This window comes from Halorubrum halodurans (assembly GCF_002252985.1).
In the GTDB taxonomy this organism is placed as follows: Archaea; Halobacteriota; Halobacteria; order Halobacteriales; family Haloferacaceae; genus Halorubrum; species Halorubrum halodurans.
The window spans coordinates 25,339-38,587 of the sequence record NZ_NHPJ01000068.1; the positions used below are offsets into that span (position 1 = coordinate 25,339).

Sequence of the window (13,249 nt, forward strand, 5' to 3'; positions counted from 1 at the left end):
GGTCACGCGGGAGCGGCGCGAGGCTCAGCCGCGGAGCGCCTCCACGGGGGACTCGTTCGCGGCCTTCCAGGCGGGGTACGCGCCGCTCAGTACGCTGGCGGCGACGGCGAACCCGAAGCCGTACACCAGGTATCGCGAGCTGGCCCATCCGAGGGCGGCCGTCGCGTCGCCCGTGATCACGTGGAACAGCACCATCCCCGTGGCGAGCGACACGAGCGCGCCGACCAGCCCGCCGAGCGCGCCGAGCAGCGTCGCCTCGGTCAGGATCATCCGCAACACCTCGCCCCGGCGGATCCCGACGGCTCGAAGCACGCCGATCTCGCCGCGGCGTTCGACCGTGCTCATCAACATCACGTTGAGGATCGCGACGCTGGCGACGACGAGCGAGATCCCCCCGATCCCGAGCAGCGCGAGCGACAGCGTGTCGAGGAACCCGCCGACCTGCGCCCGGTTCCCGAACGTGGAGACGCGAAGCTCCTCGTCCTCTTCGGTGTTGAACCGGGTGTCGAGCCGGTCGCCGATCCGCCCGGCCGCGTCGCCGTCGGCCGCGATGATCGTCACCGTGTCGTAGTGTCGCTGGTCGGCGAGCCCCGACACCGGAACGACGAGGTCGCCGCCGAAGCCGAAGGCGTGCTCCGACTCGATGAACCCGCGGATCCGGTAGATCCGTCCCTCGTACTCGACGGGGTCGCCGGGCTCGAGGGCGAGCCTCTCCGCCGTGCCGTTGCTGATCAACGCCCCGGACTGGAGCCGCTCCGGGGCCGGTCCAGTCGTGAGGTCGTACAGCGCGTTCGCGTCGGTCACCCCGGTCACGCTCACCCGCGCCTCCCGACCGTTTCTCGCCTCGAGCGTCGTCCGGTTCGTCTTCTGCGGGATCACCCGTGCGTCGGTCACGATCGCCCGCATCTCCGCGACCTGCTCCTCCGTCACCCCCTCCGTCTCGCTGTCCGGTCCCGAGGAGACGGTCACCTCGTTCGTGAGGTCGCCGAGCTGGGCGGTCGCCTGCTGTTCGATCGCGACGGTGGCCATGCCGAGCGAGCAGATGGCCACGACGCCGATGACGATCCCGAGCGCCGCGAGGGCCGTTCGCAGCCGGTTCCGGCCGAGGTTGCGCCACGCCATCAACACGCTCGGGAACCGCCAGAGGAGGGAGGCGACGCTCACGTCCGCGTCACCCCGTCGACGAGCCGGACGACCCGATCGGCGTACTCGACCAGCTGTTCGTCGTGCGTGATCGCGACGACGGCGAGGTCCTCCTCCGCTTTCAGCCGCGTGATCTCGTCGAGGATGGTCCCTCCGGTGTCCTGATCGAGGTTCCCCGTCGGCTCGTCCGCGAGGAGGACCTCGGGCTCGTTGATCAGCGACCGGGCGATCGCGACGCGCTGTTTCTGTCCGCCCGACAGCTCGTCGGGCGTGTGCGTGAGCCGGTCGCCGAGGCCGACCCGGCGAAGCAGGTCGACGGCGCGGTCGTGTCGGTCGACGGACGTGTCCCACATCGAGGGGAGCTCGACGTTCTCGACGGCGGTGAGCATGGGGAGGAGGTGGAAGTCCTGGAAGACGAACCCGAGCGCGGAGCGACGCTCCTCGGTGCGCTCGTCCTCGCCGAAGTCCGTCACGTTCCGTCCCTGGAGCGACACGGTCCCCTCGGTGGGCTCGTCGAGCAGGCCGATCAGGTTGAGCATCGTGCTCTTGCCGCTTCCGGAGGGGCCGGTGATGGTGACCATCTCGCCGCGGTCGGCCGTGAAGTCGACGTCCTTCAGCGCGTCGATGGTCTCGGCACCGCTCTCGTAGCGTTTGCCCACGCCGCGGAGTTCGACGACGCTCATTCGCGGTTCCAGAGGTAGTAGAGCCCGCCCGCGGCGCCGATCACCGCGATGACGCCGACGAGTATCGGGAGCGTCGGGAGTCCCGAACCGCCCGGCGGCCCCTGCGGCGCCCCGCCGCTTCCGTGCGGCCCGCCGCCGTCGGGCGCGCCCGCCGCCGCTCCCGTCGGCGGACCTCCCGCGGAGACGGTCACGGTTCGCGTCGTCGTGGTCCGCTCGCCGTCGACGAGGTAGGAGACCTCGACGGGGACCGCCGACGTCCCGTTCTCGACGGAGGCGGCGAGCTCGAAGGTGGCGAACTCGCTGGCGTCGACCGCGCCGACGAAGTACTCGCCGCCCCCGCCGTCGGGCGCGGCGCCCTCGGCGTCGCGGACGCTTACGAGGACCGACTCGACGTCGGTCCCGCCGACGTTCGCCGCCTCGCCGTCGATCGACACGCTCCCGCCGAGCTGGGTGGTCTCGACGGCGGTCAGGCGTATCTCGCCGGCCACGTGACGGTCGATGGCGACCTCGCGAGCGACCTCGTGTGTCTCGCCGTTCGCGACGTACCTCGCGGCGACCGTGACGTTCTCGGCGTCGTACCCCTCGGTGTCGAACGTGGCCGACCGGTTCCCGTCGGCCGGGACGTCCCGGACGTATCGCCGGTCGCGTACCTCGCCGTCGGCCAGCACGCGGATCTCGACGTCCGAGAACGCCACGTTCCCGTAGTTGTCGAGGGTGACCGCCGTCCGATCCGGATCGTCCTCGGCGACCGAGAGGCCGCCGCGCACGTCGGGCGTCTCGTCGAAGGCGCGCCGGAGCCGATGGGTCTCCCCGTTCGCCGTGTAGTTCGCGACGAACGCGAGATCGGCTCTGTCGTAGCCCGCGGCGTCGAACGCGACCGTCCGGTCGTCGCCGGGTGCGACGTCGAGTGCCTGCCGTCGCGCCCGAGGTTGGTCCCCGGTGACGGCGGCGATCTCGACGTCGGCGAACTCCACGTTCCCGTAGTTGGTGAGCGTCACGGCGACCCCGCCGGAGGCGTTCCGGTCGATCGAGAGGCCGCCGTCAGCGTCGAGCTCCTCGACGTCGACCACGACCGGATACGAGTACGAGTGGGAGTCGCCCGCCTCGTCCCTGACGACGACGTTGACCGTCACCCGCTTTTCGCCGGGGCTGTCGAAGGCGGTCGTCACCGGCACGGTCACGCGTCCGCCGGGGGCGACGGAGCCCACGTTCTCGACGCGCTCGTACTCGGTCGGCCAGTCTCTGAGGTACACGTCGGTGATCTCGACGGTCTCGTTGCTTCCCTCGAGGTTGGCGATCGTCGTCTCCAGCGTGACCGTCTCGCCGACGACCGGCGAGTCGGGCGACGCGGTCACGGAGGAGACCTGTACGGCGGGCGTGTCGGCCGAGGCGGTCGTCGCGGTCCCGCCGAGCGACCCCGTCAGGAGGACGCAGACGAGAAGGATGCCGACCACCGCCGAGGCGACGCTCGGACGGCTCACTCGCATCTCGTGTCGAACGGGAGACGGCTCGACCGGGACGGCGAGCGGGGAACCTGTACGTCGGAACCGCGCGGCACGCGTCGGGGGAGGGCTGGTGTCTGCACGCGTCCCGGAAGGACGTCCTCGGTTAAATGGTCTTTCCTGACGAGTTTCCTGACGAGTCCCGGTTGGATGATCGCTCCTGACGACCGCGTCTCGTCTCCTCCGGCGGGGCTGTCGGTCGCTCCCCGCCGTCTCTGGCTCGACTTCGGGACCGATGTGGACTTTTGAACCGCCGGGCCGTACGCGGCGTCATGACGCGCACTGTCGTCGTCGCCGGCGTCGGTCCGGGGCTCGGAGCGTCGATCGCACGGAAGGTCGCCGCCGAGGGGTGCCGGGTCGCGCTGTTCGCCCGGTCGGCGGATTACATCGAGGCGCTCGCCGCCGACCTCCCCGAGCCGGGCGAGGGGCTCGCCGTGCCGGTCGATCTGGCCGACGTGGACCAGGTCCGCGAGGGGTTCGAGACGGTCCGGGAGGCGTTCGGTCCCGTGGACGTCCTCGTCAACCACGCGAGCGCGGCCTCCTGGACGGGGCTCATGGACACGAGCGTCGAGGCGTTCGAGGAGGCGTGGGCGGTCGGCGGGCGCGGCGCGTTCGTCTGCTCGCGGGAGGCCGTCGCCGACATGCTCGAGACGGGCGGCGGGACGGTGATCTTCACCGGCGCCACCTCCGCGGTGCGGAGCCGCGGCGGCGCGATCGGCTTCACGGCCGCGAAGTTCGCCGCCCGCGGGATGGCGATGGACATCGCCCAGGAGTTCGGGCCGGAGGGGATCCACGTCGCCCACGTCGTCCTCGACGGGCAGATCGACTCGCCGGAGGCCCGCGAGCGCCGGCCCGAGCGCGAGCCGGAGACGTTCCTCGACCCGGACGAACTGGCCGAGACGTACTGGCATCTCGTGGAGCGGGACGACGTCGGCACGCAGCCGTTCGAGGTCCACGTCACGAACGGACCGCGGCCCTCGGAGTTCGTCTGATCCGTCTCGGACCCGACGTTCAAGTACGATTGAGTCGTATAACCCGTATGAGCCAAGTCGCGAGGCGGATCGTGCGCGATCTACACGACGAACCGCATCTCGAGGGTCGGCGGATCACCGTCGAGTTCATCAAAATGCAGGTCGAAGACCGCGGTCTCGAACCGCGGACGGTCGCCGATCGTCACGACGTCGACGTGGCCGATGTCTACCGCGCGCTCACGTACTACCACGACCATCCGGAGGAGATGCGTGCCGTCGAACGTCAGCGCGAGGCGGCCGCTCGGGATCACGAGCACCTGACTACCGATCCCGACGCCCTCCGCAGGTGATGGCGTATCGGATCCTTGCGGACGAGAACGTCGAGAGAGCGACCCGTTCCGGACGAGAGCCCGTCACGCCCAGTCGTGTCCCTCTATTCCTTCGTAGTGTTTGAGTCGGCTCTCGATCTCCCATTTCTCCCAATTACACTCGTGATAGAGCACGTCAGCGAGTCCGCCGAAGTTTCCCTGATCGAGTTCGATCCCCCGATCGCCGCGATACGTGATGTACGCCTCGCTTCGGAGATCGTCATAGACCTCGTGTGCGGTCGGGTAGTCGCCGTCGATGGCTGAAAGGTTACAGAGATCCTCTCTCGTGATCGGAGTTCCCCATCTGTGTTTCGCGATCATCGTCGCCAGGAGGGCACATTTCACCGACGGCTTCTCCATATCCGGGACGTTGGACCGTGATCACATAAATACTGTTAATGGCGATTAACAGCAGTGAAAACTCTTATTTACACAGCCTGCCAGTACGCCGTATGAGCAGTACGGAGCACGTGGACGCCGATCGCGAGCGGACGAAGGAACTCCGCAAGGCCCACCCCAGCGGGTGGCTCCATCTCACGCAGCACGACGCGGTCCCGATCCTCGTCGACGCGCTTCTCGATCTGCCGCCCGGCCGGGAGTTCAACAAGACGGAGTTCGCCGAGCACGCGGGCGTCACGCGCCAGACCGTCGGAAACTACACCGACCTGCTGTTGGAGGTCGAACTCATCGCGGAGGTCCCGAACACTTCCCCGCGCCGATATCGGGTCGCGGACAGCGACGTCGTTCGAGAGCTCTTCGAACTGAACAGCGCGCTCAACAGCGTCGGAGAGTAGTCGTTCGCTACTCCACGACCACCTCACTCCGACCGTTTTCCGAGTCGCGTCCGACTCGCTACTCCGCGACCGCCTCCTCCACGATCTCGATCTCCTCACTCCAACCTTTTTCGGAGTCGAGTCGCTCGCTTCGCTCACGACCACTCTCGGAAAAATCTCGACCAAAAAGCGCGACCTCGCTCTGCTCGGTCGCGTCCGACTCGCTACTCTCCGACCGCCGACTCAACGATCTCGATCTCCTCGTCGGTCAGGTCGTAGAGGTCGTAGACGATCTCGTCGATCAGTTCGTCGGTCTTTGCGATCCTCGCGTCGAGTTCGTCGGCGCGTTCCCTCGTCTGGACGTATCGCCGGAGGTCGTCGGCGACGTCGTCGGGGTCGGGGAGGGTGATCGCCTTCAGGCGGTCGAGGAGCGAGTTCGTCTTGGTGGCGTTCTCGCGGAAGCCGGCGAAGCCGCCGGCCTCGTCGACCGCGACGGGGACGAACGCCTCGACGAGCGCGGCCTCGTTCTCGGTCAGATCCACGAGGGTGAACGCCTCGAAGAAGTCCGTCTCGGTGTAGCCGTAGGTGTCGGTCTCGTGGGCGTCATCGTCGTCGGGCTTGTACCGGGCCGTCGCGGAGACCGTCACGCTCGTCCCGTCGCGCTCGGCGCGCACGTCGCCGACGCGGAGCTTGTCGTACTCCTCCGTCGTCGCGTCGAGGAGGTTCGACGCGCTCGGCTGGAAGAGCCCGATGTCGGGGAGATCCGGGCCGTCGGTGTAGTTGCCGAGGTAGTCGAGGAGATTTAAATTTAGTTTAACACGATTGTGTGTATTTTCAACCCGTCGTTTTGTATATCCAGCTAACCATCCAAGTAGTTCTTTTTCACCCACATCTTTATTTTTAAGTGTAGACTGCTTCGGCAATTCTTCTTTCGGGGTTGGGTCTATGGATAACTCTGAAGGTAGATACACCGGAATCTGTCGGATATCAGACGGATATACGTGTAGACCACTCTCAATTAATTTTTTATAATAATACGCTACCAGCGATGAATTCCATTGAGCTAATATACTCTCATTTGGGATCTCACTAATTGCTCTATACTCTGTTCCAGTTGGAATATCCGTATTTCTCATTTTCTCATCATCTATTTCAGTAACTTTAACGCAGCAATTTATAGTATTATCACAATACATTCCAGTATCATCCAAAGCTACAGCAAGTCCATTATCTCCAACTACATCTTGAATTAATAATTTCTCATTTTCAAACAATTCCGGGAATCTAGGTCGTTTCATCTCAGATGGTTCATAGTCAATATAACGGGTTGGGGAGGGTATTGTCCACGGGACGACCTCTTTACCCTCTATATATGGCTTATGACGTGCTGATCGTTTTGTATCATGAATTCTGTCTCCTTTGGTGTTCCCCGCGTCTACAGAATATATCTCAAGACCTCTACAGACATAATAGAAATCATCCGTAAAGATCTGCTCTTGGACCTTCTGTAGTATTTCTGTATCTTCGCTATCTAAATTAACACGAATTCGGTTATTGTAGACCTCTTTAAATAATGAGTTTTCTACAGAGACCGGATCCGAGATATCTTGTATAGATCTGGACCCTTCGCTTCCATGGCTAATATCGATCATGTACCTGTCAGATTTCGTGTTTTGTATTGTCTGTATTATGTTCCTCACACCCACATTTTCGAATACCTATTGATTTGATAGGTCTAAGATTCGACTTGTTTTCAAATCGTATAGCTGTCGGTTTCGGAACTTCTTAGCGTAATTCTCATATAAATGAGGGTACGGTATAATCATAGATGTCAATCCCCCGGATTTCACCAAGTATACAGATCTATCCATAAAGCAGAGGTATAAGTCAAATCTACCGTGAGTTGAAGGGAAGAATTCAGAATCTGTAAGATAGTTCCGGAAACTTTCAGCTTGATTTTCGGGACTCACATACGGCGGATTCCCGATCACCGCGTCGAAGCCAGCATCACCCCTGCGCTCGCCGTCCTCGTCGTAGAACGCCACCGGGAACTCCAACTCCCAGTGGAAGAAGCGCTCCTCCTCGGCGGTCGCCTGCGCGCTCTCGAACCAGTCCTGTCCCTCGATGTCGTCCCACGAGTCGCTCCGCAGCGCCTCCGCCATCCGCTCGTCGGCGTCGTCGGGCACGTCGAGGCCGAACCGCGCCGCGGTGTGGACGTTCGCCATCGCCAGCAGGCGTCGATAGAGGGGGTCGTCGCGGACCTCGTCGTACACGTCCTCCATCTCCTTCGCGTCTTCGAGCGTCTCGTTGTCGATGGAGAGCAGGTCCTGGAACCGGTCCATCACGTGTTCGAGGGCCCGCTGGCGCGTGTGCGCGAACGACTGCTGGAGAGTCAACTGCCCGTCGGACGTTTCGGAGTCGTCGCCGTTCGAGAGCACGTCCTCGATGTCGCTGCCGACGAGCGAGTTCCCAGTCTTCAGGTGGTGATCGAGGAACGCCAGCGGCTGCTCCGCGGCCAGCGTCCGCAGCCACAGCGACACCTTCGCGAGCTCGGTCGCGAGCGGGTTCAGGTCCACCCCGTAGATACACCGCTGGGCCACCTTCCGCCGCGCCCAGTTGATGTCGCGCTCCTCGTCGATCCGCGGCTCCTCGCCCTCCTCGCGCTGTTGGGCCTGCTTCTCCTGTGCGTCGATGATCTCCCGTGCGAGGTAGTCGACCGCGCTCGTCAGGAAGTGCCCGCTGCCCATCGCCGGGTCGAGGACCGTGAGTTCGAAGACGCGCTCCGCGAACTCCTCGGCGAACGTCCCCGCCCCCTCGTCGTCCTTGTGGTAGGTCGTCTGCCCGACCAGGTCCTCCCGGATGTCGTCGACGAGCGGTCCCAGCGTCTCGTCGACGATGTACTCGACCACGTACTCCGGCGTGTAGTACGACCCCGTCGCCTTGCGCTCGCCGCTCCCCGTCGTGAGGTACACCTCGCCCGCCTCGACGACAGCCTCCTCGCCCTCCCCGGCCTCGGAGTATTCGCCGTCCTCGACCGTTAGCGGCCCGTCGGCGACGTGGAGCCGGTACTCCAACAGCCCCTCGTAGATGCTGCCGAGGTGGCGCACGTCGAGCGACGAGTAGTCGACGAAGATCGTCCCCTCGCCCTCGGCGCGCTCGCTCCGCGTCAGCAGGTCCACGACCCGAGCCAGGTGCGCGTCGCCGACCGTGTGGTCCGCGAGGAAGCGCGCCTCGGCGGTGTCGTCCTCGTCCGGGTCGGTCCGGAAGAGCCCGCCGTTGTACGCCGGGATGTAGAGGTCCTCCTCCGGGATCCCCCGCGACCGACTCCCCCGGTCGATCAGCTCGAACAGCTCCTCGAGCCGCGAACTCAGGTCGTCCTGCCAGTCGCGGTAGTTGGGGTCGTCGCCGTCGAGCTCCGCCGCGACCTCCTGTTTGAGCGCGTTCAGGCTGTAGGACTCCTCGTAGATCTCGTTGTCCGTGTCCAGCAGGTCGCGGCCCTCGGCCTCCGCGTAGAGAACGAAGATGAGCCGGTAGAGGTAGATGAGCGAGGCGTCGTGGACCAACGCCAGGTCGGACTCGTCGAGGTCGTTCTCCGGGTACTGGAGGTACCCCTCCGCGAGCACCTTGATCGCCTCGTAGATGTTGTCCTGGAGGTCCGCGCCCAACTCCTGGGCGAAGACGTTCGACTCGTCGTACACGTCGTCGAGGAAGCAGTCGCCTCCGGCGTCCTCGAGGAACGCCTCGTGCCGGAAGAAGAGGTAGAAGTACTTGAACGCCTCTAGGTCGCCCTCCTCGAGCACCGTCGGCAGGTCGATCTCGTAGTAGGAGTCGAGCCGGTGGCTCGTCGGGCCGTAGTAGAGCCGCCACGTCTTCCCGTCGGTCAGCACCGCCCATCGGGCGGGCGTCTCCTGAAGGTAGACGTGGATCTGGTAGCTCGGGTTCTCGAAGTCGCGCTCGTGCTCGCTGCTGCCGCGCGTGTCGAGCGGCCGCCCCCAGCGCTTGGCGTCGGCGACCGCCACGGCGTCCTCGTAGAAGTCGCCGCCCGCCTCGCGGCGCTCGAAGGCGTTCCGCGCCGCGTCCTCGCTCTCGAAGAAGCCGTAGTCCGGGCGTCGCTGCGTCCGGCTCGTGCTCTCTTCGACCTCGAAGGGAATGCCCAACGTCCGGAACATCGGTCGGATGAACTTCTCCTCGAGTTGGGACTCGTTGCGCTTCGGGGCGGTCCCCTTCTCGCTCTCGTAGCGGTCGAGGACCGCCTCGCGGGCGGCCCGAAGCTCCCCCTCGTCGACCGCGTCCCACGCCTCCGTCTCGGGGAGGTGCTCGTCGAGGTAGTGGTTCGAGAACAGGTCGCGGTTCGTGCGGTAGGTGAGTGACTGCTGCATGGTCAGACGGGAGCGGCCGCGGAACGTTCATCCGGAGCCGTACTGGCGGCGAGGGGGCGGAGCGGACCCGTCGGATCGGCGACGCAGACCGCGTTACCGGTCTCGAATCCGGGCGCGTCGCGTCGCGAGTCGGAGGCGGCGGTTCGGTCCGGACCCACGACGCTCCGCCCGACATTCCGCCGGGCGTTCCGCCCGACGTGTTCGCGGATAATCACGTATGACACGGACGAATACGGGTAGCCGTATAGACTTTTCTTCGAACGCAAGCCCGAAACTGCTCCCCCGGTGACGAGGGCCGAACTCCCATCGGACCGGGTGCTTGGCGACCTACGCGTTCCGATCGATCCAGTCGCAGAACTCGTCGAACTCCCGGGCACCCGCCTCGTCCGCGATCTCTCGGAGCGTCCCGATCCGGAGTTCGTCGTGTAGGGGAACGGTCACTCGGCGGCGATCGTCCTCGTTCGTCGGATGTTCGTAGTACAGTTGTGCGTGGTCGCCGGCCGTCCGCCGCCATTCGAAGCCGCCGACGTTGACGAGTACCTTGACCACTTCGTCTCCCGCGAACGTCCGCCTCCCCATCTACTCGAGCACGTCCGGAGGTTCCCGGTCGCCCGTGGCGTTGTCCGCCGGATCGATGCCCGACGCTTCGAGTTCCGCGTCCGTCGGCTCGCGTCCGATCTCGCCTCGATGGAGTGCGACCGCCTCGTCGAGGTTCTCCAGCGCGTCGTCACGTGAGTCCCCCTGCGTCGTCACCCCCGTCTCCACGTCCTTCGCGATCCACCACCCCTCCTCCCGCCAGAGACGGATCTCGCCTTCGTGATCGGAATTCTCTCGCGTCGACGTGGCCATTACGCCCGAATACGACCGGAACGGTACATAAGAGCTTGGGCGAGCGCGGTCGCCTCGTCGTCATTGAGTCGTCTCCCGTCGCCGTGACGTGATCGGAACTCCACCGCCGCGGACATCTCGCCGCGGATCCGGTCGTTTTATTACGCTCGTCGCATCGATTCGATGACATGGCCCTCCAACTCGGCCAGGCGGTTAGCGACGGCATCGGACGAATACTCACGAAAACCGGCGGCATCCTCCTCGCCGGGCTGCTCGCCATCCAGCTGGTCACCCAGGCGGCGGTCAACACCGCGGTGATCGGCTACCTTCCCCCGGAGGTCGCGGGACGGTTCGGCGAGTCCGCGGGACTGGTGCTTCCCCTCCCCGCGGAGGCCGGGATCGCGCTCCTCGCCGCGACGCTGCTCGCGAGCTCCGTCTACTTCGTGGTTCTCTCGCGGGCGCTGGCCCGCCCCGCGCGTGACCTCGCCTCGTTCCCCGCGGAACTGCTCACGCGGCGCGTCGGTCGGGCGACCCTCTCGATGGTCGTCGGCGGGTTCGCCGTGTCGATCGCGGTCACGTTCGGGTTCGCGGCGCTCTTCGTCCCCGGCATCTTCCTCGCCGCCTCCTTCCTGTTTTTCACCTTCGCGGTCGGCGTCGAGGACGAGGGGACGATCGGCGCGCTCAAGCGGAGCTGGGCGCTCGCGCGCGGCAACCGGCTCAGGCTCGCCCTGCTCGTGGTCCTCTCCGGCGGGATCGGCGGCACCGTCGGCGCGGTCGGGACGGTCCTGGATCTGGCGGGGCTCGCGCTCGCCTCGGAGATCGCCGTGAGCGTCGTCACGAGCGTCCTCTTCACCGTCCTGTACGGGGTGATCGCCGCGGCGTACCTCCAGCTTCGCGACGAGACGTCCGGCGGCTCCGGCGGCGCAGTGACGGCGGACCCGATCGACGGCTCCTCGACGCCGGAGCTATAGGGGTGCGATCCCGCGACCCGGCTTCCGGCGATTCGGCTCCCGGCCCCGCGCTCACTCCGGGAAGACCTTTCCCGGATTGAGCGTCCCGTGCGGGTCGAGCGCCTCCTTGATCGCGCGCATCGTCGCAACCCCGGAATCGCCGTGTTCGACCGGCAGGAACTCGCGTTTTCCCTGTCCGATCCCGTGCTCGCCGGTGGCGGTCCCGCCGAGGTCGATCGCCTCCGTGACGATCGACTCGTAGATCTCGTGGGCCTCGGCGACGGCGCCCTCCTCGTCGGGATCGACGAGCACGTCGAAGTGGACGTTACCGTCGCCGGCGTGTCCGAACGTCGGGATCGGCACGTCGTGGGCGTCGGCCACCGCGTGGACGTGCGCGACGATGCTCGAGAAGGAGCCGATCGGCACGGCGACGTCGCCGGCGTGAAGCGACTCCAGGTCGGGATAGTACGCCCGGACCGCGTCCGCGAGTTCGTGGCGCGGCTTCCACACCTCCTCGGGGTCGGTCTCGCCGTCGAGGAGGACCGCGACCGGATCGTGGGCGTCGAGTATCGCTCGACAGAACTCGACCTCCCGCTCGAGACCGTGGTCGGCCTGAAACTCCAGGAAGAGCGTCGGTCCCTCGGGGAACTCGGAGCCGACGTAGTCGTTCACCATCCGGGCGCTCAGTTCGTCGACCAGCTCCACGGCGCTGACGTCGACGCCGGAGGAGACGAGGTCGGCGGCGGCCGCCGTCGCGTCCGCGAGCGTGCCGAACGTCGCTCGGCCGACGCGGGTCCGCTCGGGTCGTCCGGCGAGTTCGAGCGTCGCCCGCGTCACCACGCCGAGGGTACCCTCGCTGCCGACGATCAGGTCCCGGAGGTCGTATCCCGAGGAGGTCTTCCGGGCACGTGTCCCGGCCGTGATCACGGAGCCGTCGGCGAGGACGACCTCGATCTCGCGCACCCAGTCGCCGACCTTCCCGTACTTGACGGTTCGTTTCCCGCTGGCGTTCGTCGCGATCATCCCGCCGATCGTCGCCATGTCGCCCGAGGTGGGAAGCGGCGGGAAGAAGAGGCCGTGGGCGGCGACCGCCTCGTCGACGTCGGCACCGATCACGCCGGGTTCGACGTCGATCTGGAGGTCGTCCGGCCGGACATCGAGCACGGCGTCCATCCGGGTGAGATCGAGGCTGATCCCCCCATGAGCGGGCACCGCGTTGCCCTCGATTCCCGTCCCCGCGGCGAAGGGCGTGACGGGTATCCCCCGCTCCGTCGCGGCCGAAAGCACCGCGGAGACCTCCGCGGTCGACTCGGGCCAGACGACGACGTCGGGCGGCGAGGCGGCGGCTGCGGTTCCCCAGTCGGTTCCGTGGTAGTCGCGGTCGGCGTCCGTCGTCGACACCTGCTCCGGCGAGAGGATCGAGTGAAGAAACGACGTGTCGGTCATGCGGGAGGCTGGCGGGTGACGGGCAAAAAGGTAGCGACGGGCCGGATCGGTGAGCGGTGGAGGCCCGGACCCGTGATCGAATCGGAGTCGACCCGACGCCATTCGCTTCGGGAGGGGACGGTTCGACTATGCCTGAGAGTAGACGTGATCGATCGACGGAGACACACACCGGGTTTCCGGTGAAATGGGGTGGGTGGTGGGGGGTG

The 13,249-nt window shown here is 65.8% G+C and carries 11 protein-coding genes and 3 pseudogenes; 4 read left to right on the top strand and 10 right to left on the bottom strand.

Annotation, left to right across the window (positions count from 1 at the left end; all coding sequences use genetic code 11):
• Positions 1 to 24: 24 nt before the first annotated feature.
• From DJ70_RS06580 to DJ70_RS06590, 3 genes are read right to left on the bottom strand one after another with little or no spacing between them, the layout of a single operon-like run.
• A complete protein-coding gene (locus tag DJ70_RS06580) occupies positions 25 to 1,164 on the bottom strand; it encodes an ABC transporter permease (protein ID WP_094531270.1) in 1,140 nt (379 codons plus the stop codon).
• Positions 1,161 to 1,826: an ABC transporter ATP-binding protein gene (locus DJ70_RS06585; RefSeq protein WP_094531272.1), complete on the bottom strand. Its 666-nt coding sequence runs from the start codon at positions 1,824 to 1,826 to the stop codon at positions 1,161 to 1,163. Before DJ70_RS06585 ends, DJ70_RS06580 begins: the two co-directional genes overlap by 4 nt.
• Positions 1,823 to 3,307: a hypothetical protein gene (locus tag DJ70_RS06590; RefSeq protein WP_143420946.1), complete on the bottom strand. Its 1,485-nt coding sequence runs from the start codon at positions 3,305 to 3,307 to the stop codon at positions 1,823 to 1,825. Before DJ70_RS06590 ends, DJ70_RS06585 begins: the two co-directional genes overlap by 4 nt.
• Positions 3,308 to 3,600: 293 nt before the next feature.
• Here DJ70_RS06590 and DJ70_RS06595 point away from each other — a divergent pair, with 293 nt between their 5' ends.
• A complete protein-coding gene (locus DJ70_RS06595) occupies positions 3,601 to 4,320 on the top strand; it encodes an SDR family NAD(P)-dependent oxidoreductase (RefSeq protein WP_094531275.1) in 720 nt (239 codons plus the stop codon).
• Between the two features lie 47 nt (positions 4,321 to 4,367).
• Positions 4,368 to 4,649: a DUF433 domain-containing protein gene (locus DJ70_RS06600; RefSeq protein WP_094531277.1), complete on the top strand. Its 282-nt coding sequence runs from the start codon at positions 4,368 to 4,370 to the stop codon at positions 4,647 to 4,649.
• Between the two features lie 63 nt (positions 4,650 to 4,712).
• Here DJ70_RS06600 and DJ70_RS06605 read toward each other — a convergent pair whose 3' ends face one another.
• Complete coding sequence (locus tag DJ70_RS06605; RefSeq protein ID WP_094531279.1) at positions 4,713 to 5,027, bottom strand: hypothetical protein; 315 nt, start codon at positions 5,025 to 5,027, stop codon at positions 4,713 to 4,715.
• Between the two features lie 92 nt (positions 5,028 to 5,119).
• Between DJ70_RS06605 and DJ70_RS06610 the strand changes: the two genes are divergently transcribed.
• Positions 5,120 to 5,461: a hypothetical protein gene (locus DJ70_RS06610; protein WP_094531281.1), complete on the top strand. Its 342-nt coding sequence runs from the start codon at positions 5,120 to 5,122 to the stop codon at positions 5,459 to 5,461.
• A 203-nt stretch (positions 5,462 to 5,664) separates the two neighbouring features.
• Here DJ70_RS06610 and DJ70_RS17760 read toward each other — a convergent pair.
• From DJ70_RS17760 to DJ70_RS06630, 5 genes and pseudogenes are all read right to left on the bottom strand, one after another.
• A pseudogene (locus tag DJ70_RS17760) lies at positions 5,665 to 6,261 on the bottom strand (class I SAM-dependent DNA methyltransferase); the annotation flags it as partial.
• A gap of 159 nt (positions 6,262 to 6,420) precedes the next feature.
• Positions 6,421 to 7,092 (bottom strand): annotated as a pseudogene (locus tag DJ70_RS18035) (TaqI-like C-terminal specificity domain-containing protein); the annotation flags it as partial.
• A gap of 123 nt (positions 7,093 to 7,215) precedes the next feature.
• Positions 7,216 to 9,819 (bottom strand): annotated as a pseudogene (locus DJ70_RS17615) (Eco57I restriction-modification methylase domain-containing protein); the annotation flags it as partial.
• Positions 9,820 to 10,146: 327 nt separating this feature from the next.
• Positions 10,147 to 10,398, bottom strand: a complete 252-nt coding sequence (locus DJ70_RS06625) for a type II toxin-antitoxin system HicA family toxin (RefSeq protein ID WP_094531285.1) — start codon at positions 10,396 to 10,398, stop codon at positions 10,147 to 10,149.
• Positions 10,399 to 10,668 (bottom strand): type II toxin-antitoxin system HicB family antitoxin, encoded by a 270-nt coding sequence (locus DJ70_RS06630; RefSeq protein ID WP_094531287.1) that lies wholly within the window; start codon positions 10,666 to 10,668, stop codon positions 10,399 to 10,401.
• A 167-nt stretch (positions 10,669 to 10,835) separates the two neighbouring features.
• On the opposite strand from DJ70_RS06630, the gene DJ70_RS06635 reads away from it, so the two are divergent.
• A complete protein-coding gene (locus DJ70_RS06635) occupies positions 10,836 to 11,618 on the top strand; it encodes a hypothetical protein (protein ID WP_094531289.1) in 783 nt (260 codons plus the stop codon).
• A gap of 51 nt (positions 11,619 to 11,669) precedes the next feature.
• Here the strand turns inward: DJ70_RS06635 and DJ70_RS06640 are convergent, their stop codons facing one another.
• Positions 11,670 to 13,043, bottom strand: a complete 1,374-nt coding sequence (locus DJ70_RS06640; RefSeq protein ID WP_094531291.1) for an FAD-binding oxidoreductase — start codon at positions 13,041 to 13,043, stop codon at positions 11,670 to 11,672.
• Positions 13,044 to 13,249: the final 206 nt, after the last annotated feature.